Source organism: Deltaproteobacteria bacterium (genome assembly GCA_026712905.1).
Taxonomy (GTDB): domain Bacteria; phylum Desulfobacterota; class Binatia; order UBA9968; family JAJDTQ01; genus JAJDTQ01.
In genome coordinates this window covers 29,563-54,035 of the sequence record JAPOPM010000189.1, presented here as the reverse complement: position 1 = coordinate 54,035, position 24,473 = coordinate 29,563, and the positions used below count along the sequence as shown (strand labels likewise).

The window sequence follows — 24,473 nt, the reverse complement described above, 5'->3', positions numbered from 1 at the left end:
GGTTGCCGAGGCTCGCAGTGTAGTCCGGCACGGGCGCGTTGGAGCACAGGGGGTCGTTGGGGTCTTCACCGGCGATGGCGCCAAGCACCAGGGCGCAGTCCTCCACGGTCTTGGTGAAGGGGCCGAAGTGGTCGGAGGAGACCCCGCCGGTGCCGGCGACGCCGCCGTAGCGGCTCACGCGCCCGTAGGTGGCCTTGAGGCCGACGGTGCCGCACCAGGCGGCGGGGTTCCGCACGGAGCCGGCGTTGTCGGTGCCGATGGAGATCAGGCACAGGTCCGCGGCCACGGCGGCGGCCGAGCCGCCGCTGGAGCCTCCCGGTACCCGGCTCTGGTCCCACGGGTTGTGCGTGGTGCCGAAATACGGGTTCATGGTGGTGCCGCCGCCGGCCCACTCGTGCATGTTGTTCTTGCCCAGGACGATGGCTCCGGCCTCCCGCAGCCGGGTCACCACGGTGGCGTCGAAGTCGGGCTTCCAGTCCGCCAGGATCTTGCTGCCGGCGGTGGTGGGGTAGCCCTTGACCGCGAGATTGTCCTTGATGGACACGGGTACGCCGTGGAGCGGCCCGCGGTGGTTCCCGCCCGCGATCTCACCCTCGGCCCGGCGCGCGTCCGCCATGGCGTCCTCTTCCATCACGGTGCTGTAGGCGTTGATGGCGGGATTGAGGCGCTTGATCCTCTCCAGGTAGCAGGCGGTCAGTTCCACGGGCGAGACCTCCCGCGCCGCGATGCGCGGGGCCAGGTTGGCGATGGTGAGCGTTGTGGGGTCCAGGTCGGGCATGGGGGTTCCTCTCTCGGTTCCGGTGGTCCGCTATTCGAGGTCGGCGCAACCCGGGATGACCTCGCGTCCCCAGAGGTCCATGACCTCGTCGAGCACACGCATGGGCGGCGTCAGGAGCAGATGCTTCACGCCGGCTTCGGCCAGTTCGCGGACGCGGGTCAGGCACTCCTCCGGGGTGCCGGTGATGGCGAAGCGGCGCAGCATGTAGTCGGTGATGAGCGAGGGGTCCGCCCGCTCCTCCAGCGGCTTGCTGATGTCGAAGCCGGCCATGAAGCGCTTGACTCCGGGCAACTCGTCCGGCGGCACGGTCTCCGTCGTGAAGCGGAAGTTGTGATGGACGCGGTTGACCAGGCGTGGGCGCACCCGTTCGTGTGCGCGCGCGCCGTCACGGTCGACACAGATCATGCCCGCCATGGCGATGTCGATGTCGGACAGGTCCCGGCCGTCTTCACGAGCGCCGGCGGCGACGTGGGCCTGCGCCCACTCCAGCACGTCGAGGTCGAATCCGGTGCCCAGCATGATGCCGTCGGCGTAACGTCCGGCCACCCGCAGGCTGCGGGGACCCACCGAGGCCACGTAAATCGGCACCGGGAGCTTGCCCACGTTGAGGGAGGCCGCGCCGGCGCCTTCTTCGCCCCGGGGCACCTCGATGGAGCGCCCGCCCAGCAGTTCGCGGATGTTGGCCAGTCCGGCGGCGAAATCCGCCAGCCGCGTGGCCTTGCGCCCCAGCCGGTAGGTGGAACCGTCGCCGGTCGCCAGGCCCAGGATGGCCCGTCCGTCCGAGAACTCGTTGGACGTGGCCGCGGACAGGGCCAGCGTCGTGGGATCGCGGTAGGCCATGGTGGTCGCGGCGATGCCGAAACGGAGCTTTTCCGTCCGCAGCGCACACACGGTCATGGCCTGGAACCCGTCCAGGTTGTTCAGGTGGCCGTCGGCGAAGAACATGGCGTGAAAGCCCAGGGCTTCCGCGGCCACGGCGCGGCGGCTGATCTCTTCCGCGTTCCGGGCCGGGACGTGTATTGAGAAGAGCACGGTGATCCTTTCGCTCAGTGGGTTGATCGGGCCGTGGGCGGGCGGCGGAGGCTTCCGTCGCCTCCCACCCGGGAGAGTTGCACTGTCGAAGGCGAGACCGACCGGTCTACGTCATCCCGAAGAGCCGCATGGCGTTGCCGCCCAGGATCTTCTCCTTGTCGTCGTCCGAGATGCCCTCCAGCTCCTGCACCATCCGCACCGTGCCTTCTTTCCACGTGCCCGACGGATCGTTGTGCGGGTAGTCGCTGCCCACGGTCAGGTTGTGGTCTTTCCAGAAGTCGCAGGCGTAGCGCACGGAGGTCTCGGCGGCGAAGGCCGATACCCAGATCTGGCTGAAGAACTCGCTCGGGGCCTTGCCGAGCCGCTTGCGCGCGTCGGGGTCCATGTCCAGGCGGTTCATGAGCCAGGGCACGAAGGCGGCGGAACCTTCCACGAAGCAGATGCGCAAGTCGGGAAACTCCTTGAGCGCGCCGCGCAGGATCAGGCTGCCCATGTCGACGATGTAGCGGAACGGGAACGCCAGCAGGAAGGGCAGGGCGTTGTTGTCCACCTCCAGGAAGAGCTGCTCGATGCCCACCAGCGCGGGGTTGGGATGGCCTTGCCGGTCCGACGCGGTGTCGTGCACCAGGATGGGAACATCGAGCTGGCACACCTTGTCGTAGAACGGCCACAGGCGCTCGGCGCCCAGGTTGGCGTCCTCGAAGCCGCCCATGAACTTCACGGCCTTGATGCCGAGCTCGTTCACCATCCGGTCCAGCTCCTTGCACGACTCTTCCACGTCCGGCAGGAACACCCAGCCGACGCCGATGTAACGCTCGGGATGGGCGCATTCCGCCAGGTCCCGGGCCACCGCGTCGTTGTAGCGCCGGGCCAGCTCGCAGCCCAGGTCCCGGTCCCAGGTGTACAGCAGCTCGCGGTTCTCCGGGATGAGCACGTGCTTGTCGAACCCCTCGAAGTCCGCCTGGGCGACGCGGGTGTCCAGGTCCCAGCGCCCCTTGGGTGCCTGGTTCTTGATGAGGGTGCCGTCCGGCAGCACGGACTTGACCTCGTCGCCGTTCCGCACCACCCGCGGCGACTCCGGGTACTGGTCGCTGATCCCCTCCAGGAACTTCACCGGGAAATAGTGGGTGTCGCAGTCGATGTACATTTGCCGTCCTCCTAGGGTCCTTTCGTCAATCCCGTCGGTCCGTCATTCTCGCCTCGCCCCGCCTGGATTCCCGCTTCCCCGGGAATGACGATTCGAGGCGTCGGTGCCGGTTCTTGTTCCGGGCGACGTTTTGACACAGCCTGTTCCGCGGAATGACGGAGAGTGGCTACGCATACGTGAAGATGGCCCGCCCCAGGACTCTCCCTTCCGCGAGATCGTCCACCGCCTCGTTGACCTGGTCCAGGGTGTAGCGGCGGGTCACGAGTTCGTCGAGCTTGAGCTTGCCCTCGCGGTACCAGCGGACGAAGGTCGGGAAGTCGCGGTCCGGCAGGCAGTCGCCGGCGTGGGTGCGGGTGAAATAACGGCCGCCGGCGAACAGGTTGGTATTGATGAGCGGCGTGGCGCCCGACGGCGGCAGGCCGATGAGCAGGGCGGTGCCGCCGCGCTCGAGTCCGGGTGCGCCGGTGCGCACGGAGCGCAGGATCTGCTCCTGGGTGGTGGGATGCCCCACCGCGTCCAGGGCGTAGTCCGCGCCGCCGCCGGTCAGCTCGGTAATCGCCTCCACCGGGTCCACCTTGCCGGCGTTGATGCAGTGGGTGGCGCCGAAGCCCTTGGCGAACTCCAGCTTCTCGTCGTCCAGGTCCACCGCGATGAGCGGGTAGGCGTCCACCACGGCCGCGGCCGAGATGGCGCACATGCCGATGCCGCCCACGCCGTAGACCGCCACCGACTGGCCGGGGCGCACCTGCAGCGTGTTGATGATGGCGCCGGAGCCGGTGGTGACCGCGCAGCCGATGATGGAGGTCACGTCCGTGTCCACGTCGTCGTCCAAGGGCAGCACCACGCGCTCGGAGGCCACCACGTGCTCGGCCCAGGTGGATGCCGACGCCCAGATAGACTCGCCGCGCCAGACGGCCGGGATGGCCGGGCGCTGGTTGAGGGCGTGGGACACGGGTGGCAGCGGCGACTCGGGAGCGTTGCGGTCCACCCAGGTAGTGAATACCCGGTCTCCCTCCTTCACGTGCGTCACGTCGCGGCCCTTGGCCACCACCACGCCGGTGGACTCGTGGCCCAGGAGGGCCGGCAGCTTGGAGCGCTGCTCCTCCGGCGTGCGCTGGATCTGATGGAGCTGGGAATGGCAGATGCCGCTGGCGTAGAGCTTCACCAGCACCTGGTCGGGGGCCGGGTCCGGAAAAGTGACCTCGTCCACCACCAGGGGCTTGCGCGATTCCACCAGGATTGCGGCCCGGGATTTCGTTGGCATGGCGCTTTCCTTTCCGTCAGACGGCCCGCGGGCCGTGCCGGCCCGAAGGCCGTGTAGCCGCGCATGAGCGGCTTGGCAAATTTCGTGAGTAGTTGCCGGCGGGTGGTTTGTCAAGGGATAATCCGGCGGCGGTTTCCGCTGGTTCCCCGTTCAAAAAGGTGGTATCCACGACTACGCATTCAGCGTTCCGCGCCCACGCCCGCGCACCTTCTTCACACGATTCGCGAGACCGGGACGCCAGAAAATCGGGAGGTAGCGATCATGTCCATTATCGATGCCGACGCCCACGTCGTCGAGTCCGAACATACTTGGGATTACATGGAACCGGCCGACCAGAAGTACCGCCCGCTCGTCGTCAAACCGACCGGCGAAGGGGGCGGCGAGTACTGGTTCATCGACGGCAAGATCCGCGGACTGGTGCGGATCGTCATGACCGCCCAGGAACTGGGCGAGGTGGCCGAACGCACCGGCCGCGTGATGTTCACGCCCCAGGAAACGCGCGAGATGGAGAACGTCGAAGCCCGCGTCAAGCACATGGACGAGCTGGGCATAGACGTCCAGGTGCTCTATCCCACCATCTTCATCGAGCAGGTCACCGACAAGCCCGCGGTGGAGATCCCCCTCTGCAAGAGCTACAACCGCTGGCTCGCCGACCTCCACAGCCGGGGCAACGGACGCCTGCGCTGGATCTGCGTGCTGCCGCTGCTGGACATGACCACGGCCCTTGAGGAGCTGGAGTACTGCAAGCAGAACGGCGCCTGCGGCGTGTTCATGCGCCCCATCGAGGGCCACCGCCTGCTCACCGATCCCTACTTCTATCCCCTCTACGAGAAGGTGAGCGAGATGGACATGGCCGTGGGCGTGCACGTGGGCAACGGCAACCCCCAGGAGCTGGACCTGGTGTCGCAGTACAACGGCGGCGGCAGCTTCTGGAAGTTCCGCATCCCGATCATCGGCATGTTCCACTCGGTCATCATGGGCGAAATCCCCAAGATGTTCCCCAAGCTCCGCTTCCACTGGGCCGAGGCCGCCGCGCTCTGGGTGCCGTATGTCGTCAAGGACCTCCAGCGCCGCTGGGGCGCGCAGAACAAGGACCTGCCGGACAACATCCTGAAGGAGTACCGGCAGTACGTGTCCTGCCAGACCGACGACGACGTCGACTACATCCTCCGGTACTCAGGCGAGGACAACATCGTCATCGGCACGGACTACGGCCACAACGACCAGTCCACCGAGATCGAGGCGCTGCGGAACCTCAGGGAGTTGGGAAGCATCACCGAGCCGCAGTACGAGAAGATCGTTACGGACAATCCGAAGACGCTGTTCGCGTTGAACTAACCTCAATGTTGAATCGTCATTCCCGCGGAAGCGGGAATCCAGGGGCGGGGGGGCAGCCGGCCGGTGTCCCCGCCCACGCGCCGCAGAGGCAGACACCTGAAGCCGGCGGCTAGTCGGCCTTGGTGCGCACGCGCCAGCGCTGGTACTTGCCCCGGCCCTCGTCACAGTTCTCCAGGGTCAACCCGCGGATGAGATGCACCGGCCGGCCGCCTCCTCCCTCCCTCGACTCACCACCCGCCACGGTCACGCACAGCGTCGGCGTGCCCTTGGAGAGGATCTCGCCGCTGGCCGCGAGCGAGAAGCCCTGCGGCGCCGATCCGTCGCACTTCGCCAAACCGAGCCGTGCGCCCGCCTTGGACCCGCCCGCGGTCATGCACACGTCGAACCCTGGCATGTGGAACCGTCCCGCCTTGATGCCGTCGGTGTCGAATCCCTGGTCGACGCCGATCTGCCCCTGATAGCTGTAGCAACTGTGGGCCTGGAGCCCCCTGTCCACCCTGGCGCGCTGCTTGTGGCCGCGGATGTCGAGGCAGAAGCCGCGCGGTTCGTCGAGGCGGTCGACCAGCAGGACCTCCACCGTTTCGCCCGCTTGAGCGGGGCCGGCAAGCGCGGCGCCGATGAGCACGGCCAGCATCATGAGACCAAGGTATTTCATGGGAACTCCGTTCATTGGTTGGACGGACACAGGGGTTTCAAATTAGACGCTCGGCGGTTTCAACGGTCCAGTTTCAACAGCCGGGCGGCGGTCCCACCCAGGATATCCTCCTTGACCTGCTCCGCCAGATCCAGGTTCCTGACCGCGTCGATGTATTCGCGAATGGCCTGGTTACCCTTTCCGCCCTGCGTACTCACGCCGGTGAAGTTCTGCGGATAGTCCGTGGCGAACACGAGCCGTTCAGGCCGGATGCCCAGCAGCCCGCAACGAAAGGCCGTGATCCCGCCCTCGAAGCCCGAAAGGTCGAAGTAGAGCCGGTCGAAATACTCGTCGAACGAATGCTTCAGGGTGCCGAACCGGTGCGCCATGGCCACCAGCCGGTCCTTGAGCGCCGATATGCCGCCGCCGAAGTGACCGATGACGAAGTCGAGTTCCGGGTGCCGGTCCAGCACCCCTCCGGCGATCAGGCGAATGGTCGCGATGGTGAGGTCGATCTCCCGGCCGATGATGCGCGGCAAATCGTAGCCCTGAATGGAATCATACCCCTTGGGCACCAACGCCGGATGCACGAATATCGGGACGCCGAGGCGCGCCACCCGCTCGTAGAACCGGTCCAGCTCCGGCGCGTCGAGAAAAAGCCCGCCCACCTGTGAAGTGATGGTCACGCCGTGGAGCCCCCGCTCCAGGACCGCCCGATCCAGCTCGTCCAGGGCCTTGTCGCCTTCAAGGACGGGCGCGTGGGCCAGCCCCACGAACCGCCCGTCGTACCGCCGCTCCAGCTCCGCGTAGTTGTCGTTGATGACCCTGCAATCCTCAAGGTTGCCATCCCAGCCCAGATGGCAGGACACCACCGACACATCCACCCCCGCCTCGTCCATGTCCTGGAGCTGCGCCTCCGCGTCGTACAGCTTCGAGTGAAGGGTCATCCGCGGCACCCCGCCTTCGGTGGCCACGGCGACCTTGTCGGAGTAGAGGCCCTTCTTTCGGGCCAGTTGCTCCGGCACGTAGTGATGTTGGAAATCTACAACCACAGACTACCCGTTGTCGTCGTCCGCTAAGGAGAGAAATTGGAGGGCCCCAAGTACCTCGTCGAGCGTCGAAACTGAACCGTCGCCGTATACGGCATTGAGTCGGTCAGTTGTCGACTCAAGCTCATACTGACTCTGTAGCCCCATCCAGAATTCAGCGGAGTTTCGAAAGAAGCGGGACAGCAACAACGCGGCCTCGGCTGTAATCGAACGCTGGCCCTGCACCATGGCACGAATTCGACGGACGTCGACGCCAATCGCCTTGGCGAGCCGGTACTGCGTGATACCCAAGGGACGGAGAAATTCTCTGTCGAGTATCTCCCCCGGGTGAATGGGAGGGAGTTTCCCTTGACGTGATTTTTGAGAGCCGGGCATCTTACTACCCCTCATCCCGTAGTAGAGTGGTCCTGGTTTGTGGGACAGGCTGGCGGCAGCAATAAGGCGTATTTAGGGGTAATGGATCATGCCGCCAGGGTCCTGTTTAACATATTCGGCGTTTCCGGTAGAGCGGGCAGAGGGGCGACCACCCACCGGGCGGTGACCCGTTGAGTCTGGAACCCGCGAGCATGGCCCAAAGGCGATTTTCCGGGACCACCTCAAGGTGCCTGCCTCTAGACTTTTGAAGTCCGGCTTGTCCGGTGGTATCTGGTTAAGGGTATAATTGAGTTGCGCTGCCTGGAGATACCGACCTGCCTACTGGACGGAAAATATTCGAGTTGCGTTATGTCGGGGCACGCTTTGAAGGCCCGCGCCTGCCGACGACGCTGCTGGCCGACCTGTCTGCTTTCCGCGACTTGCTGGTTGCCTACGCCAAGGACCGTTGGCGACAGTCGCATGCCGACCGTGAACGCCTCCCCAAGGGGTTCGACAAAAGCATCTCACTTGACTTGGTCGGGATCGAGGATGGGAGTGCAGTTCCAAAACTCGACTGGAGCCTGGAACAAGCGCAGATAACATTGCCGGGTTTCACGGAAGAGCTCGAAGAGATTGTCGATCAGTCCTTCAAAGACCTGGTCGGCCTGATCGATGGCGCCGGCCAAGACCGCTTCCCTACAGCACTTTCCTCTGAGCACATCCGCGCCCTCAACAAACTCGGCGCCGGTCTACGCGATCAGGAAAGGATCGAGTTTCCAGACCGGCCTGATCCCGAAGGAAACGTTGTCTTTCTCGACAATTATCGCCGAAAAGCCCTCATCACCCATGTACGGGAGACTTACCAGCTCCGCTTCGAAGGAATCGGCGACCTGCGAGGATTCAACGTAGCCGGCTACATTGATGTCCATACCCAGGAATACGGGGAACTGAGGATCGACGTTGACAGTGATCGGATCGCGGCAGAGTTCGACGGGAATATAGGTGCCGCAATTCAGTTCGAGCTCATGATCGAGCTCGATAACAGAGACACTTTCCGCAGCATCATCGATGTCTTCGATGTGGAGTTGATCGACCCGGATCTGGCGGACAATGTGATGCGTTGTATGGAACGATTGACCGATCTCGGGAACCTCCAGGACGGGTGGCACGATGGTGAAGGCTCCGCGCCATCCGACGAAGCCATCAAGGTGGCAAAGACTTTCCTCAGGCAACGTCCCTCGCTGGCTGGAGCCCTTGCAGTTTTTCCGACCCTTGCTGGTGGCGTGCTGTTCGAGTTTGAAGTCCACGGATGGGACTACTCCGTCGAGATTGAAGCCGATGGAGGGCTGGAGTTCTTCGGCATCCAGATCGAAGGTCCGGAGGAGTTGGAGGCAAAACACTTTATGAACGCTGGAGAAGACTTCCTGGCCGAATTCGATGCACGAGTAGGGGTGTAGGTTCCCCGATGGCCATCGAACTATCCGACGACGAGGAAGTACTGTTTCGGCAAGTGCATCCGGGCTTTATGCAGGGTGATGCCCCGTCAAGCCAGTCGTTCATGCCGACCCCGAAAGACGACAACAAGCTCTCCGTTGATCGCTCAGCCCTGACAACGGCCAAGGAGTCTTATGGGCTGTACACCGGCAATGGTTCCGAGTCCGCGGCTGTGTACGGGCTAACCGTAGGAGAGTTTCGCGAACACGACATCCCCTGCACTGAGGATCCGTTGGATGCGAGCGATGGCAAGGCGGCCAATCCGGCTCACGCTCTTGCGAACTATGAAGCTCATGCGCCAAGCCGACAGAAGACGAAGGCTAAACGCCTGAAGCAAAAGGCGCTGGCTCGCGGACGGCTCTATCCCTGATCTAAACGACAGCAGCTCTGTTGACACGGCACCTCTCCGTTGGATACCCTCCGGCGGTTAATGCATCGTCAGGTTGTGGGCCCCTCACCCCGATCCTCTCCTGGAGGGAAAGGGAGCAAAGAAGCTTCTCAGGCTCCCGTCGATTATCGGCAACAATGCCATGAACACCACCCAATCCATCATCCCCAGCACCTGCTGGGAGTGCAGCGCCCATTGTGGCTCCCTCGTGACCGTCGAGGACGGGCGGGTGACGAAGGTGTCGCCTTACCCCGAGCATCCGGCGTCCCTGGGAGCGTTCTGCGTCAAGGGCATTCGCGGCCTGCCGGAGCTGACCTATCATCCGGACCGGGTGCTTTACCCCATGAAGCGCACCGGGCCGCGGGGTGGCGGGCGGTGGCGGCGGGTGTCGTGGGACGAGGCGCTGGACGAGATGGCGGAGGCGATGCTGGCGGTGCGGGAGAAGTACGGCGCTCCCGCGCTGTGCGGGGCGGTGAGCAACGCGCATTTCAGCCGTGGGGTGATGCTGGCGCTGCTGTTGCGGGGGTTCGGGTCGCCCAACTGGATGATGAACCAGGACCTGTGCGGCGGGTGCCGGGCGTTGAGCGACCGGATCACGGGGCTGGCCATCAGCAAGGGCGAGGACATCGACAACACGCGCTGCGCGCTGGTGGTGGGGCGCAATCCGTACGCGGCGGACCCGCCGCAGTGGCAGGCGCTCAAGCGCGCCAAGGCAAAGGGCGCGAGCGTCGTAGTCATCGATCCGGGCGAAACCCCGGCGTCCGCCATGGCGGACCTGTGGATGCGGCCGCGGCCGGGCACGGACGCGGCCATCGGGCTGGCGATGATCCACTGGCTGGTGGAGCACGGGGGCTACGACCGCGAGTTCGTGGAGCGCTGGTGCCACGGGTTCGATGCGTTGGCGGAGAGGGCAGCCCAGTACCCTGCGGAGCGCGCGGCGGAGTTGACCGGGGTGCCGCAAGCGGACATCGAGCGGGCCGCGGAGCTCTACTCCGACGGGCCGTCGTGCTTCGTGAGCGGGCACGGCATTGATGCGTTCAGCGCCGGGGTGCAGACGTTTCGGGCCTTCCATTGCTTGGTGGCCATCAGCGGCAACCTGGACCGCGAGGGCGGCAACCGGCGGGTGAAGAAGCCGGCCGGGTTCACCAACTACATCGAGGTGCTGCACAAGCCCGAGTTCCGGCTGCCCCTGGAAGTGGAGCAGCGGACCATCGGCGCGGACCGGTTCCCGCTGTGGGCGGGCCCCGAGGGCTGGCAGACCTCGTGCCACAACCCGTCGGTGATCGAGGCGGTGCTGAGCGGCAAGCCCTACCCGGTGCGCGCCATGTACGTCAGCGGCGTCAACATCGTGGTGACCTATCCCGACACGCCGAAGACCCTGGCGGCGCTCAAGTCCCTGGACTTCTTCGCGGTGGCCACCCACATGATGAACCCTACCGCCGAGTACGCGGACATCGTGCTGCCCAAGACCACGGGGCTGGAGGACGAGGAGGTGTCGCTGGAGGGGTCCGGGCCGTGCCTGAGCCTGATCCAGCCAGCGGTGGAGCCACTGGGGGAGGCGCGCGGCGACTTCCGTATCGCCCACGACCTGGCCCGTCGCATCGAGGCCCGCGGCGTCGCCGAGGCCCGGCGCTTCATCCCCTGGGAGACCAAGCGCGAGTTCAACGAGTTCCTGCTGGGGGACTGCGGCGTCAGCGTGGAGCAGATGCGCGAGAAGGGCTACGCCAACTTCCCGTTCACCTACGGCGATTTCGAAAAGGCCGGGTTCAAGACCAAGACCGGCAAGGTGGAACTCTATTCCGAGCGCCTCGCCGAGCTGGGGTTGGACCCGCTGCCGGACTACACGCCCACCCGCGCGGAGCGCGAGACGCCCGCGGTGCGCGACGCCTATCCGCTGACGCTGCTGACGGGGGTGCGGGAACGCACCTACCACCACTCGCGGTTCCGCGACCAGGGCTGGGCGCGCAAGGTGTCGCCCGACCCGTGGTTGCAACTGCATCCGGAGACGGCCACGCAGCACCGGGTCGCCCACGACGACTGGGTGTGGGTGGAGACCGCCGGCGGCCCGGGGCGTTGCCGCCTGAAGGTCCGCGTCACCGAGGCCACCCTGCCGGGGGTGGCGCGCACCGGCATGGGCTGGTGGTACCCGGAGGCGGAGGCCCCGCATCGCGGCGCTTTGGAAGTGAACATCAATGCCGCCATGCGCTATGATGGGCCGTGGGATCCGGTGACGGGGTCCGCGGACACCCGCGGGTTGCCGTGCCGTATTGCCAAGGTCGAGAGTTTGTGAGAACACGAAGGGCAGCAACTTCGGAGGAAGACCCATGCTGAACATCGTCAGAGAGCCGGCCGTGCTGAACCAGCCCGTTGTGGACCCCGCGGCCTGGACCGCGGAGGACCTGGATGCCGACCAGAGCTGGATTCACCCGCTGACCGAGAGCGAGATCGCGGATCTGGACGCGGCCGTCGCTCGGGTGGAGGAACGCGGGCTCGACATCCTGGACGTCACCCGGGACGACTTCGTGCTTTCGACGCTGGGGGACCGGCTCGATGAGGTCGCCGACGAGGTGATCAACGGCCGCGGCATAGGGCTCATACGGGGCGTGCCGGTGGAGCGTTACAGCCGCATGCAGGCCGCCATCGCTTTCTGGGGCATCGGCCTCTTCCTCGGCTATCCAGTGTCCCAGAACTCCAAGGGGCACCTGCTGGGCCACGTGGCCGATCTCGGCGGCACTCTCAAGAACCCCAAGCACCGCGGCTACCAGACCCATGACATGCTGCCCTTCCACTCCGACGCCTGCGACGTGGTCGTGCTGATGTGCCTGCACCCGGCCAAGTCCGGCGGCAGCAGCCGCTTCACCAGCACCCTGAGCATCTACAACGAGATGTTGAAACGCCGCCCCGACCTGGTGGCGGAGTTGGCTGCCCCCATCTACCGGGACCGGCGCGAAGAGGTTCCCGAGGGGAAGGATCCGTGGTGGCAGCTCCCGATCTTCAACTTTTACGAAGACTACCTGACCGTGAGCGCGGGAGGCACGTACATCCGCTCGGCCCAGCGGTTCGAGCAGTTGCCGCGCCACACCGAGGAACTCAAGGAGGCGCTGGATCTCTTCGCCAAGCTGAATAACGAGCTGTCGTACGATATGGAGTTTCTGAAAGGGGACGTGCAGATCCTGCACAATCATGTCACCTGCCACTCGCGCACGGAGTTCGAGGACTATCCCGAGCCCGAACGCCGGCGCGACCTGCTGCGCCTCTGGCTCGGCACCCCCGGCGGCCGTCCGCTGCCGCCGGCTTACAACGACCGTTTCGCCCACCTCAAGCCCGGCGAACGCCCTGCGGGCGGCGTCGTGGTGCCCGGCACGATGTACAGCGCGCCGTTGCATCCGGAGTAGGGCGCCGGGCTGGCGCCCCCTCCCGGCCCCTGGATTCCCGCTTTTCAGGCTGTGTCCAAACGTCTTCCGGGCAAGAATCGGCGCCAACCCCCCGAGTCGTCATTCCCGCGGAAGCGGGAATGACGACTCGGGGTGGTGCTGCCGGGTCGTGGCTAGGCGGTGTTTTGACACCGCCTGTTTCGCGGGAATGACGTTCCCTTTGCTCAGTACGGCCGGCAGAGCCGGTTGCGGGCGCCCCAGATGTCGATGCCGCCGGCGATGACGTCGCGGGCTTCGAGCACCAAAGGCTCGTGAGCGTCGACGTAGGGGGCGCCGGGGTAGTTGATGAGCTGGAGCGTTTCGTAGGCGCCGACGACCCGGTCGGCCGCGGGTAGTTCCACCTCGACGTCGCGATTGCCGGTGCTGATGGCGGCGTCGGCGGCCTCTTCGTAATACAGCAGCGGCGCTTCGGTGCCGTCCTTGCCGCCGTACTCGTAGGTGACGAGGACGGTCTTGATGCCTTGCTCCTCGCAGCCTTTCACCGTCAGCATGACTTCGATGAAGGCGTTGCCCGAGCCGGTGCGCGTGATCAGCGCGGCGTCGGCGCCAAGGGAGGCGGCGAGTCCCACCGCGTTCTGGGCGGCGATCTCCTTCTCCTGGGAGGTCTCGAAGCCGATGCGCTCGATGATGACCCCGGCGCAGCGGAAGCGCTGGTCCCTGAGCAGCGCCAGCACCAGGGGCTGGTTCTGCCAGTTCCAGGTGATGGGATGATAGCTCACGGTGCGGATGGTGCCGGGGGCGATGGCGCCGTCGATGAGTTCGTTGGGATGGATGATGGTGGACAGGGTCTCCTGGATGTGGAGGCCGTAATAGGACACGTTGGACGGCCGGTGCTGCGCCTCGGTGAAGCAGCCGATGATGACGACGGCGCGGGGCGGGTCGTCGCCGCGGCTGTCCGGGTCGAAGACCTCCACGTCGTCGGGCGCGAGCCCGGTGGTGGTCTCGGCCACCCTCAACGCCACGCCGAACTGCGCGCGCTGAATGGCCTGATGGGCTTCGAAGGCGGGCAGGCCGTCTTCCAGGTCCAGCGTCATGACCAGGTTCACCAGGGAGGCGAACGGGGTCATGTCGGCGCCCGGCCCCCACATGTCGAGGATGGCGCTCCGCTGTGAGGTGGTGCCGGTGCGGACGGTGCCTTCGTAGGCCACGGCCGTGGCCAGCGCCATGCCTGAGAGCCGGTGCGTGCGCCCGGTGCCCACCGGCGCCACCGGCCCGAGGATTCCCGGAAACACCTGTCCCGTGCCCGCGGTCTTGATGCGCGGCTCCACCACGTCGCGGATGCCCGTGACCCGCGCCTTCTCGCCCGGGCGCACCACGTCGAAGCGCGCGGAACGCACCCGCGGGTCCTGCTCCGCCAAGGCGGCGAGACCTTCGGCGTCCACCTCCAGAACCCCGGAGGAAAAGCGCGTCTCGCGTCCGAGGCGAATCTCGTGCACGCGGTACTCGGCGAGTTCAAGGCCGCTCATGACGTTCCTTCCCCTATCCGTGGCGCCACAACGTCAGTGCATGTGCTGGCCGCCGTCGACGCTGATGGACTGGCCGGTGACGAAGTCGCTGTCGTCGGACGACAGGAAAACCACCGTGCCCACCAAGTCGTCCGGGTACTGGTCCCGCTGGAACGCGCGGCTCTTGCGCCGGTTCTCCAGTTGCTGGGGGGTGGTGACGCCCTGCTGGTTGTCGCCCGAGATGGTGAGGCCGGGCATGATGGAGTTGACGTTGATCCCGTCGGGGCCGATCTCCCGCGCCAGCGCGCGGGTGAAGCCGAGCACGCCGGCCTTGGAGGTGACGTAGTGCAGGAACATCGGCGTCCCGCCGAGGATGGTGCCCGAGGAGATGTTGATGATCTTGCCCTTGCCCTGTTCCTTCATGGCCGGATAGACCGCCTGCACGCACAGGAACAGGCCCTTGACGTTCACCGCCATGACCCGGTCCCACTCGTCCTCGGGGATCTCCATGAAGGACTTCTTCGTGAGCGCCGTGTAGAGGCCGGCGTTGTTCACCAGGATGTCGATGCGCCCGTACTCCTTCAGCACCGCGTCCGCCATCTCGCGGGTCTTCTCCGGCGAGGAGACGTCCACGGCCACGGGGATGGCCTCGCCGCCGTCCTTGTTGATCTCCGCCGCCACCTGCGTGGCTGCCTCCACCTGGATGTCGGCCACGGCCACCTTGGCGCCTTCCTGCGCCAGCGCCTTGGAATAGGCCCGGCCGATGCCGATGCCCCCGCCCGTCACGATCGCCACCTTTCCGTCCAAACGCATGATGAAATCCTCCTTGCTTGTGCCTGTGTTCCCCGGCCCCACTCCCCACCTGGATTCCCGCCCCCGATCGGGTCGAGGGCAAGCCCCCCAACCCTGCCCGTGCCCTCACAACCCATACAACTCCACCGCCGTCTTCCACAGCACCCGCTCCGCGTCCTCGTCCGAAATGCCCGAGTCCCGGACGACCTTGAGCCTCGCCGGGTACAGCGGCTCGGGCACCTCGACGCATCTCCAGGTGGGCGACCAGTCGGTGCCGAACATGATGCGGTCGGCGCCGATGGTTTCCACGGCCCGGCGCAGGTGCTCCGCCGTCGTGGAAGTCGTATCGAAATACACGTTGGGGTTGCGCATGGCAACGATCAGGGCCGACTCGAAGTAATGCTGGATGGCTCGGCCCATCTTGGTCAGCACGATGGGCACGTCGGGATAGCGTCCGGCGATCTCGTCCACGTATATCGGGTCGGCGTAGTACATCCGCCCGGGGAACTGGGTCCAGCCGGTGGCGATCAGCAGCGGCACCCGGTACACGGTCAGGGACTCCATTATCGGGCGCAGGTCGTCGGCGATCTTCACCGGATGCGTCTCCGTCGTGAAGGGGCCCCCGTGGGATTCGCCGATGCCCTTGAATCCCAGCCGCTCGATGCGGTCCGCGATCAGCCCGGGCGCCGCCGCCCGCAGCGCCGGCGCGTTCTCCCACACGCCGTTGCCCGAGTAGTCTTCCCCCAGGCTCGCCAGCCCGTACAACCGGTCCGGGTACCGGGCCACGGCGGCCGCGGTCTTCTCGTCCTTCTCGTCGGGAGTGTCGCAACCCCCGGTGGTCATGATCAGCGCCTTGTCCACCCCGTACCGGTCCATGTCCGCGATCAACTCGTCCACGTAGTCCACCAGCGGCTCGGTGTCCCGGGCTCGGTACAGCTCGGGATGGTTCCGCCGGAAGCCGATCAGGTCCGGGACGCTACGGATCTTGCCGCGCAGATCCCGGTAGGAAGGCGGCCCGAACGGGTGACAGTGGACCTCGACGATCATGCTTCTCTCTTCTCGCCGCGGGGCCGATTTCACGGCATGGGCCGCTACGAATCGCCCGGCATCATGTGCCGGCAACGCACCGCCTCCGCCAGCAGATCGGTGACCAGGAACGCCTCCATGAGGTCACGACCGCGGGCTACCGTGCCGTGGCCCCGCAGGATCACCACCGGGTGGTCGCGCAGCGCCTGCGCCACCGGTTCCGGGTCGGCGACGGTCGGCCCTTCATGGGCGATGACCGGTACGCGGCCCAGACTGTATTCCTCTTCGAAGCTCAACGGTACGAATTCCTCGATGCCGCTGCAACCGGCGATGATCTCGGGCGGATGGACGTGGACCACGGCGCGGGTGTCGGTGGCGGCGTAGACGGCAAGGTGGAGCGGGGTCTCGCTGGAGGGTTGCCGGCCCGGCCGGACGGCTTGGCCGCCGGCGTCGATCTCGACGATGTCCGCCGCCTTGAGGAATCCCAGCGGGGCTCCGCTCGCCGTCACCAGGTAGCGGTCCCGGCCGAAGCGGCAACTGAGGTTGCCGCCCCATCCGCTCACGAGGCGGCGTTCGAAGAGCTTCTCGCCCCAGCGGATGATCTCGGCCCGCGAGCCTTTCGGACCCTGTGCCATGGACTCACCCCCGCTCCCGGGTCGCTAATTCCAAATACCAAGTCCGGCGCCCTGCAAACCACGGAACGGCGGAGGCTGGCGCCCCCGGTCAGAGCCACTCCGCCGCCTTGAGGGCGATCTCCATGGCACGCTTCTCGGCCTCACGGGCCGACGGGCCGTGGAAGCCGAGCTTTCCGGTGACGCACTCGTCGGAAACCGCGAGGACGGCGCCGGCCCTGGCGCCTTTGACCTGGGCCACCGTGAGGAACGCGGCGGTCACCATGTCGATGGCGGCGATGCCCTGTTGCTCCAGGTCGGCCAGCAACTCCGGCGTCTCCCGGAACAGCGCGTCGGTGGTGAATACGCGGCCGTGGTGCACGGGTACGTCGAGGCTCTCGGCCGCGCGCGTCAACGCTTCCACCACGAGCGGGTGGCATACGGTGTCGAAGTCGTCGGGGACGTAACGCGGGCTGGCGCCGTCGCCGCGCACGGCGCCGGTGGCGATGACGACGTCGCCCAGCTTGACGCCTCCCTGCAGCGAGCCGCAGCTTCCCACCCGCACCAGAGTCTCCACGCCGGCGGCGCACAGCAGCTCCGTGGTGATGGCGGTGTCCGCGGAGTACCGCCCACCGTTGCCCACCGTGACGCGGCGTCCGCCCAACGTGCCGGTGTGCATCTCGTAATCCTGGAAGGCGAGGGTCTTTTGCGGGTCCTCGATGGCGAGCCGCAGCCGCGCGGCCCGTTCGCGCGGGCCGGGTACCAGGGCCAGCTTTCCCATGGCGCCGGGCTTGACTCCGAGCCGGGCGAGCATACCCTCCGCGGTGATGTGGGGCTCACTCCTCATGGCACATGAATTGGCGCGACCGGTCCCGGCGGCACGTCCACGGCACGCCCCAGCCGCAGCAGGATCAACCGGAAGGCGTCCACCTCCCGGTCAAGTCCCCGTCGCACGGCTTCGGTGTAGATCTCCGCTTGGTGGCGGTAGTCGTCCATGAGCCGGCCCATGTCGTCGTCCGTGACCTGGTCCGTCTTGTAGTCCGCCACGTAGAGCCGCCCGTCGCGCTCGTAGACCAGATCGATGACGCCTTCCATGACCTGCCCGTTCCAGGGCATGACGAAGGGTATCTCGCGTCCCAGGATGCGCGCGGACCGAAGCTCGTCGTAAACCGCGGAGCCCAGCAGGGCAGTCCAGATTTTCTTCAGCTCCGAGACGACTACCCGCTTCTCTGCCGCGGGGAGGGCGGGCGCATGCTTGGCGACGGCTTCGTCAAGGTCTTCTTCGACGCGGGTGGTCTGGAAGTTCCAGTGTTCGAGCACCCTGTGGGTCAGCGTTCCGAGTACGAGCGCGGTGTCGCGCTCGAGGCCGTCGGCCTCGGGCGTGCTCCCAGCACGGGGCTGCCCCGTGTCCGTTTCCGCCGCCTCTCCGGCGGCCTTGAATCGGGTGGGAGTGAGGAACTGCGGGGTTTGGCGGCGGGCTTCGCAGTCTTCCCATCGCCGCCGCCACAGGTCTTCGTACCACGTCCAGTCCTCTGCGTCCGGCGGCGCCGGCTGTCGGCCGTGGCGTTCCTCGGCCCCTGCGTCCTCCACCACCACTTCGACTTCCATCTCGCCCGGGTCGCAGGGGACGATGCCGGGCCCGGCCTGGGCGAGGTTGACGCCGGTGGCCTGGTCCAGCATGGCCAGCAGGCTGTCGCTCGGAGCTCTTGACGCCCGGTCCCTTTCAGCGAAGGAAATGACCAACCGCTCACGCGGCCGGGTCATGGCCACGTAGAGCAGCCGGCTGCGCTCGTACGCCTCCCGCTGGCGCCGTTTCGCATCGAGAAAGACGCCTGCGAGGCTCGACGTCTCGCCGATGCGCAAGCCCGTCAGCCCCGTGGCCCAGTCGCGCCGCGCTTCGGCCTCCAGGGACCGGTTGCCGCCGGTGCCGCCCATGGCGTCCACCAGCACCACCATGGGAAACTCCAGGCCCTTGGCGCGGTGGATGCTCATGATCCTGACGGCGTCGAGGGTCTCTTCCTCCAGCGGGCTCTCGGGCTCGTTCTCCCTGTCCAGGACCCGGTGTTCCAGCTCGGCGACGACGTCCTTGAGGGTGCCGCTGCCTTCGGCGCTGGTCTCCTCGGCCACCAGCCGTATCTTCTCCAGGTTGGCCACGGCCTGCTGGCCCGCCCCCGTGCTCGCCGCCAGGACGGACAGGGGCAGTTCCCTGAAGACCCGCTCCACCGCTTGTCCGGCCTCCAGGAAACGCACCTCGCGGTGCAGGCGGTCGAGGCGCCGATAGAGGTCCAGGGTCGTCCCGGGCAGGTCTACCCAGCGGTGGTCGGCCGCCGCGCGGTAGCCGAGGAGGCTCTTCTTGCTCAGCTCGTAGATCTCGACGTCGTCGTGCCCGCCCAGCGGCGAGCGCAGCACTCCCACCAGCGCCAGGCGGTCATGGGGGTTGTCGATGGCGCGCAGCAGATTGACCGTGTCGACCACTTCCTGGGTGGCGTAGAAGTCGCGTTCGCCCTCCACGACGTAGCCGATGCCGCGCCGGCGCAGCGCTTCCAGGTAGACCTGCACGTTGGTGAGAGCGCGCAGGAGAAAGGCGACGTGGCCGGGTTGCGCGGGCACGAGAGCGCCGTCCGGGCGGTGGAGGTGCGTGCGGCCGAGGACCTCCTCGTCGAGCCACCGGGCCAGGGACTCCGCCTCCAGCCGGCGCGCGGTTCCGGCATTCAGCTTGCCGTCCGCCGCGGTGGCCCGGCGCAGCCGCACCGGCCTTGAATCCGGCCCGGATGACGGGTCCCTCCGATGTTGCTCGGCCGGCGCTACGCCAAGCCTGTCCTGAGCGTTGCCGAAGGGCCTGTCCTGAGTCTGGTCAAAGGGCTTGTCCTGAGCCGGTCCGAAGGGCTCGGAGTGAACGGCGTTGGCCTCCGCCGCGGTCTCAAGGCCGGGCTGGAGCGGGATGTACTCCGGCTGAAGACCGGGTTGCTCCCGGATCAGGTTCTGGAAGACGCCGTTCACCACGTCGAGGATGCGGGCGTCGCTGCGGAAGTTGGCCGTCAGCGGGTAGCGGATCCCGCCTTGGGCTACGATCACTTCCTGGATGACCTTCAGGTAGGCTTCGATGTCGGCGCCGCGGAATCCGTAGACGGATTGCTTGGGGTCCCCCACCACGAAGAGCTTGTCCGGGGCCAGGCGAATGTTGCGCCACGTCGCCGCGCGTTGAGAGTGCTTCTCGCACAGCCACAAAAGGATTTCGTACTGGAGCGGATCGGTGTCCTGGAACTCGTCCACCAGGATGGCCTTGTAGCGGTCCTTCAGCTCTTCGCGGATGCGCGGGTGGTCGCGCAGCAGGTCGCGGGCGCGCACCAGCAGGCCGTCGAAGGTCACCAAGCCCTTGCGCGTGAAGTCGGCGCGGCACTGCCGCGCAAAGGGCGTCAACAGGGTGCAGAGCCGATCCATCTGGCCGCGGTCGACCTGGGCCAGTGCGCCGGCGGCCTTCACGACGGCGCGGGCGCGTTCGAGATCGTCCTCGTTCCATCCTCTCACGCGGGATGGGTTGTGGTGCAGAAGGCTCAAGTCGTCGGGGTCGACGGAAACGGCTTCGGCGGGAGCCGAGTGTATCGATTGGATCACCTTCCGCGCCACCGCCAGTGCCTGCTCGTTCTTCCGCTGTTCCGGGTGACGCGCCATGAGATCCGTTACGGTTTCATCCAGATCGCCCAGCCACTTCCCAAGGACGTCCGCGGAGTCACCGGATGCGTCGTTGCGCCGGATTCCCTCCACATCCACGTTCTCCGCGCACAGGCCCCGCGCCAACTCGCCGATCTGTTCCAGCGGGAAGCGCGCCAGGACCTGCTTCCATTCCCCGGTCCTCGGCCCGGCGCTGGACAGCTCACCGTCGAGCCACAGGCCCCAGGAGGTGTCGAAGTGCCGCCGCAATAGCCGTTCGTCACCTTCGCGGAACCCGGGGTCGAGCCCGGTCTCCAGCGGGTAGAGCCGGAGCAGGGACGCGGCGAAGCCGTGGATGGTGCCGATCTGGGCCCGCTCCAGCTCCGCCAGCGCCTTGTGTGCGTGGCCGCGAACATCGTCCGGCGTGAGTCCGTATCGGCCGCACAGGGCATCGATCTCTTCCGTCCCGGCATCCTGCGGCGACCGCGGCGGGGTCGCCCCGGTCCCGGCCAGGGCTTCCAGCCGGTCCCGCAGACGCGCCTTCATCTCGTTGGCCGCCTTGTTGGTGAAGGTCAGGGCCACCAGCTCGGTCACGCCTACCGGCGCGGGCTCCCGGCGCATCAGCAGGTTGACGCAGCGCTCCACCAGCAGGGTCGTCTTGCCGGTGCCGGCGCCCGCGGTCACCACCACGTTGCGGTCGAAGGTGGTGGAGGCCAGCCGGCGTTCGCGATGGTCCGCGGGCGGAGTCGTCATGACGTTCCGGTCTCCCCCGTGACCTTCATTTGCCGGATACGCGCCAGCGCTTCCGCCGCGGGATGTCGGGTGGCGCGCGAGACCGACGGGAAGTGGTCCTTGCGGCAGATCTCCGATACCTGGCAGAAGCGGCAGTAGTCGCCTTTCACCAAGGGGAACTCGCCGTCGCGCATGCCCCTCAACAGGCGCGCTACCGTTTCGCGAATCTTCGCGCCCGCGGGCTCTCGCCACGACTGTCCCGATAGCTCTTTCGCGACCAGCGGCCCGTCTTCCCAGCGCGGCGCCAGGAAGTACCAGGCCGCGTCGATGGCGTCCGCGCCGGCCGCTTCCCGGCCGATCTCATTGCCGGCGGCCAGCAGCAGGTAGATAGGCAGTTGCAGCCTGCGCGCCTGGAGCGCGGCGCGCACGGGGTCCTTGTCCACCGCCCCGGGTTCCTTGCCGCTCTTGTACTTGTAGTCGATGACCCGATAACGGCCGCCGCGCGCATCGTGATCGACGCGGTCGAGCCGGCCCTGAAGCGGGAGCCCGCGCAGATCCTCCGGCCAGTCGGCATTCAGTTGCGCGGTGAGGTCCTTTTCAAATCCCACGGGGAGGAAGCCCGACCTCGCCATTTCCTGCCGGTCCGCCCGCACGGCCTCGCGCAGCATGGCCAGCAACTCCTCCTTGGCCGCTTCCCACACGGCCGGATAGCCCGTGGGGCTGCGTTCCTCGAAGGCGGACAGGACCCGGGCGGCGGCGCTGTCGAGCCACCCGCGCCAGCCGTCCCCGAGGGCGCGGTCAAGGTCTTCGTAGAACGCCTGCAGGATTTCGTGACAGATCTGTCCCTGCTCCAGCGCCTGGATCGGTGCGCTCCACTCGGGCCGCTCCAGCCGTTCCAGGCGCAGCACGCGGCCAGCGAAGTACTGGAAGGGGCAGCGCCCGTAGGCCTCGAGTGTCGTCGGCGAGATCCGGCGCTCCAGGAGCCGGTCCCACGCTTCCGGCAGCGGGCCGGTGACGCCGTCGAACGGTCCCGGGGCGCCGGCGCCGTCGTTGAGGGCGCGGATGGCCGCCAGGCTCTTGTCGAGGTTCTCCATGGACGCGCCGGCGATGCGCGCGTGCGTGCGCGGGTCCTCGCCGCTCAGCGCCCGGCGCACGGCCAGTTCCTCGGGCAGGAGCCACCGGGGGTCGTCGAAGGGCGGCGTGCCGCGCTTGCCGAGGGCGCTCTTGGGAATGGAGCGGGACTCCATGCCGCCGCCGTCCGTGTCCGCGGCGGGAGCTACCGCGCGGAGGTACCACGACGGAGCCAGCGCGCGCCCGGCCGCGTCGGCCCGCGGCCACGTGCAACAGAGGCGCTCGTCGGCCGCGCCCGACAGCAGGGCGAACAGCAGCCTCTCTTCGTCGTAGCCCGCCAGCTTCGAGGAGATCTTGTAGCCCAGCACGGTTTCCAGCACGCGCCGGGCGCGGTCGGGCAGGAACGGGTCTTCCCGGATGGTGCGCGGGAATACGCCCTCGTTCATGCCCACGAGGAAGAGGGCACGGAACGGGATGCCCCGGGCCGCCCCGGCGTCCAGCACCTGCACGCCCGGCACGGGAACGCGCATCGGCGCCACCGAGGCCCGGTCCAGGGACTTGCGCAGGGCCGCGACGAAGTCCGGCAGCGCCACCCTCCCACCGACGGCGTCCAGGGCCGCCAAGCCGGCGAAGACGTTGTCGATGGCGCGGGTCACCTCGGCCTCGCCGTCATCCGGACCCGGAATCAGGAAGCGGTCGAGGAGCGCGCGCCAGCGGGCCGCGAGATCGGACCAGGCGGCTTCCCGCGGCAGGGCGTTCAGCTCCGCGTGCAGGGCCTCGACCGCGTCGAGCAGCGCGCCGAGTTGTTCCGAGTCGACGCGAAGGCGCCGGCCTTCCTCTTCCTCGTCCACGAGGTTCAGTTCGAGCGGCGTGTCGCGGTAGCGTTCCAGGCGCCGCCACTCGCCCAGGCCGCGGCCGATGCCCAGGGATCGCGTGGCCACGTCCCAGAGCTCGGGCCGAGGCTCGGTCCGGCTGCCGAGGACCCCGGCGAAGTTGAAGTGATGGGACGCGAGCAGGTCGATGACCGCGGCGCGCGGGTAGTCCCGGACCGGGAGGTCCAGCAGCGCGAGCACGGCCCGGACCCGCTGGGAGCGGTGCAGGGGCTCCCGCGCCGGTGTGTGGAAAGGGATGCCGTGGGCGGGGAAGATCTCCCGGATCCAGGGCAGGTAGGGGTCGAGGGTGCGCGCCACCACTCCGGCTTGCCGGAAGTCGAGCCCTTCCTCCTCCACGAGGCGGAGCAGGTGCTTGGCCACGGTGAGGACCTCGTCCCGGGGGTTGGCGCAATCGAGGACTTCGCGGCGGGGCGGAGTTCCCGGCCTCGGAAGGCCGCCTCCCCCGATGACGGATCCGTTCGGTTTCGGGTGGCCCGGCGCGTCCGGTTCCGGGCCGCTGGAGGCTGTGCCGCTGCCCGCACCGCCGCCCAGCAGGTCCACGACATCGTCCGCCCCGGCCAGGCCGCGCAGGTAGCGGTCGAAGAAATCTTGGGCGAAAGACCAGTCGGGATGCCCCTGGGCGAGGGGGTAGAACAGGGTCACCGGATGGTGGGCGGCGATGCTCTGGAAGAGTTCCAACTGCGTCTGGGTCAACTCGTAGAAGCCGTAGTAGCAGATGCGCGCGAACTGCCCGAGCCAGCGCGACAGCGGAGCCTCCAGTCCCGCCAGGCCGTCGAGGTCCTGGCGATCTTGCGCCCGCCACTCCGGGAAGCGGTGTGTCACTTCCCGGTGCAACTCGAAGAGCCCGTGCAGCGCGTCACGGTCCCGACCGGCGAAATGGTCTTCGCGCAGTGCGTCCAGCGCCAACTCCGGGTCCACCATGGCGTCCTTGAGGTCGCGCAGGCATTGCCACAACGCGGCGCAGCCCCCCTCGTTCTCGGCGATGTGCGCGAACCGCCTGTGTGCCGGGAGCACGCGTTTCAGCGCCTCCTCCATGAAGGTCTCGTCGCGCAGGGTCGGCTTTTCCGGTCCGTGGGCCTCGTGAAACAGGTTCAGCGTGACTTGGGAAAAGGTGAGGATGTGGGTGTTCAGAAGGTGGAGGCCGTGCTCGTGAGCGAGCAGGGTCTTGACCCGCCGGCGCAGCGTCTCCGAGGGCACCACCAGCAAGAGTGGGGTGAGCCGGTCGCGCGCGCGCCGGCTTCGGACCTCGCCGGCGAGGGCGTCTTCCAGGTGTGGGTGATAGGGGCCGAGAACGATGTTCATGGAGCCGCCGGAACGCGGAATCTCCAGGGAATGTGGCA

Annotated in this window: 19 protein-coding genes; 5 read left to right on the top strand and 14 right to left on the bottom strand. The window is 67.2% G+C overall.

Annotated elements, in window-relative coordinates; genetic code table 11:
- The 4 genes from OXF11_15995 to OXF11_15980 form a co-directional block, all read right to left on the bottom strand.
- On the bottom strand, positions 1-778 hold a 778-nt coding region (locus OXF11_15995; protein ID MCY4488595.1), incomplete at its 3' end, for an amidase.
- 30 nt (positions 779-808) lie between these two features.
- A complete protein-coding gene (locus OXF11_15990) occupies positions 809-1,810 on the bottom strand; it encodes an LLM class flavin-dependent oxidoreductase (GenBank protein MCY4488594.1) in 1,002 nt (333 codons plus the stop codon).
- Between the two features lie 106 nt (positions 1,811-1,916).
- Positions 1,917-2,957: an amidohydrolase family protein gene (locus OXF11_15985; protein MCY4488593.1), complete on the bottom strand. Its 1,041-nt coding sequence runs from the start codon at positions 2,955-2,957 to the stop codon at positions 1,917-1,919.
- Between the two features lie 166 nt (positions 2,958-3,123).
- Positions 3,124-4,221 (bottom strand): zinc-binding dehydrogenase, encoded by a 1,098-nt coding sequence (locus OXF11_15980; GenBank protein ID MCY4488592.1) that lies wholly within the window; start codon positions 4,219-4,221, stop codon positions 3,124-3,126.
- 261 nt (positions 4,222-4,482) lie between these two features.
- On the opposite strand from OXF11_15980, the gene OXF11_15975 reads away from it, so the two are divergent.
- Positions 4,483-5,559 (top strand): amidohydrolase family protein, encoded by a 1,077-nt coding sequence (locus OXF11_15975; protein ID MCY4488591.1) that lies wholly within the window; start codon positions 4,483-4,485, stop codon positions 5,557-5,559.
- 109 nt (positions 5,560-5,668) lie between these two features.
- Here the strand turns inward: OXF11_15975 and OXF11_15970 are convergent, their stop codons facing one another.
- From OXF11_15970 to OXF11_15960, 3 genes are read right to left on the bottom strand one after another with little or no spacing between them, the layout of a single operon-like run.
- A complete protein-coding gene (locus OXF11_15970) occupies positions 5,669-6,214 on the bottom strand; it encodes a ricin-type beta-trefoil lectin domain protein (GenBank protein ID MCY4488590.1) in 546 nt (181 codons plus the stop codon).
- Between the two features lie 59 nt (positions 6,215-6,273).
- Positions 6,274-7,245 (bottom strand): amidohydrolase family protein, encoded by a 972-nt coding sequence (locus OXF11_15965; GenBank protein MCY4488589.1) that lies wholly within the window; start codon positions 7,243-7,245, stop codon positions 6,274-6,276.
- A 3-nt stretch (positions 7,246-7,248) separates the two neighbouring features.
- Positions 7,249-7,617 carry a HigA family addiction module antitoxin gene (locus tag OXF11_15960; GenBank protein ID MCY4488588.1) on the bottom strand — a complete coding sequence of 123 codons (369 nt, stop codon included), beginning with the start codon at positions 7,615-7,617 and terminating at the stop codon, positions 7,249-7,251.
- A gap of 341 nt (positions 7,618-7,958) precedes the next feature.
- Between OXF11_15960 and OXF11_15955 the strand changes: the two genes are divergently transcribed.
- From OXF11_15955 to OXF11_15940, 4 genes are all read left to right on the top strand, one after another.
- Positions 7,959-9,053 carry a hypothetical protein gene (locus OXF11_15955; protein MCY4488587.1) on the top strand — a complete coding sequence of 365 codons (1,095 nt, stop codon included), beginning with the start codon at positions 7,959-7,961 and terminating at the stop codon, positions 9,051-9,053.
- A gap of 8 nt (positions 9,054-9,061) precedes the next feature.
- Positions 9,062-9,460, top strand: a complete 399-nt coding sequence (locus OXF11_15950) for a hypothetical protein (GenBank protein MCY4488586.1) — start codon at positions 9,062-9,064, stop codon at positions 9,458-9,460.
- Positions 9,461-9,620: 160 nt separating this feature from the next.
- On the top strand, positions 9,621-11,768 hold the full coding sequence (locus tag OXF11_15945; protein ID MCY4488585.1) for a molybdopterin-dependent oxidoreductase: 2,148 nt from the start codon (positions 9,621-9,623) through the stop codon (positions 11,766-11,768).
- Between the two features lie 34 nt (positions 11,769-11,802).
- Positions 11,803-12,873, top strand: a complete 1,071-nt coding sequence (locus OXF11_15940; GenBank protein ID MCY4488584.1) for a TauD/TfdA family dioxygenase — start codon at positions 11,803-11,805, stop codon at positions 12,871-12,873.
- A gap of 203 nt (positions 12,874-13,076) precedes the next feature.
- Here OXF11_15940 and OXF11_15935 read toward each other — a convergent pair whose 3' ends face one another.
- From OXF11_15935 to OXF11_15905, 7 genes are all read right to left on the bottom strand, one after another.
- Entirely contained in the window at positions 13,077-14,378 is a 1,302-nt protein-coding gene (locus OXF11_15935) for a hypothetical protein (GenBank protein MCY4488583.1), read from the bottom strand.
- Positions 14,379-14,411: 33 nt separating this feature from the next.
- On the bottom strand, positions 14,412-15,173 hold the full coding sequence (locus tag OXF11_15930) for an SDR family oxidoreductase (protein ID MCY4488582.1): 762 nt from the start codon (positions 15,171-15,173) through the stop codon (positions 14,412-14,414).
- Positions 15,174-15,275: 102 nt separating this feature from the next.
- Complete coding sequence (locus OXF11_15925; GenBank protein MCY4488581.1) at positions 15,276-16,196, bottom strand: amidohydrolase family protein; 921 nt, start codon at positions 16,194-16,196, stop codon at positions 15,276-15,278.
- 44 nt (positions 16,197-16,240) lie between these two features.
- The gene (locus OXF11_15920) at positions 16,241-16,810 is read right to left on the bottom strand and encodes a class II aldolase/adducin family protein (protein MCY4488580.1); all 570 of its coding nucleotides are present in this window, start codon (positions 16,808-16,810) and stop codon (positions 16,241-16,243) included.
- 88 nt (positions 16,811-16,898) lie between these two features.
- A complete protein-coding gene (locus tag OXF11_15915) occupies positions 16,899-17,600 on the bottom strand; it encodes a hypothetical protein (protein MCY4488579.1) in 702 nt (233 codons plus the stop codon).
- Positions 17,601-17,629: 29 nt separating this feature from the next.
- Positions 17,630-21,190 carry a UvrD-helicase domain-containing protein gene (locus OXF11_15910; protein ID MCY4488578.1) on the bottom strand — a complete coding sequence of 1,187 codons (3,561 nt, stop codon included), beginning with the start codon at positions 21,188-21,190 and terminating at the stop codon, positions 17,630-17,632.
- The gene (locus OXF11_15905; GenBank protein ID MCY4488577.1) at positions 21,187-24,435 is read right to left on the bottom strand and encodes an exodeoxyribonuclease V subunit gamma; all 3,249 of its coding nucleotides are present in this window, start codon (positions 24,433-24,435) and stop codon (positions 21,187-21,189) included. The genes OXF11_15910 and OXF11_15905 overlap by 4 nt, the downstream gene beginning before the upstream one ends.
- Positions 24,436-24,473 lie beyond the last annotated feature (38 nt).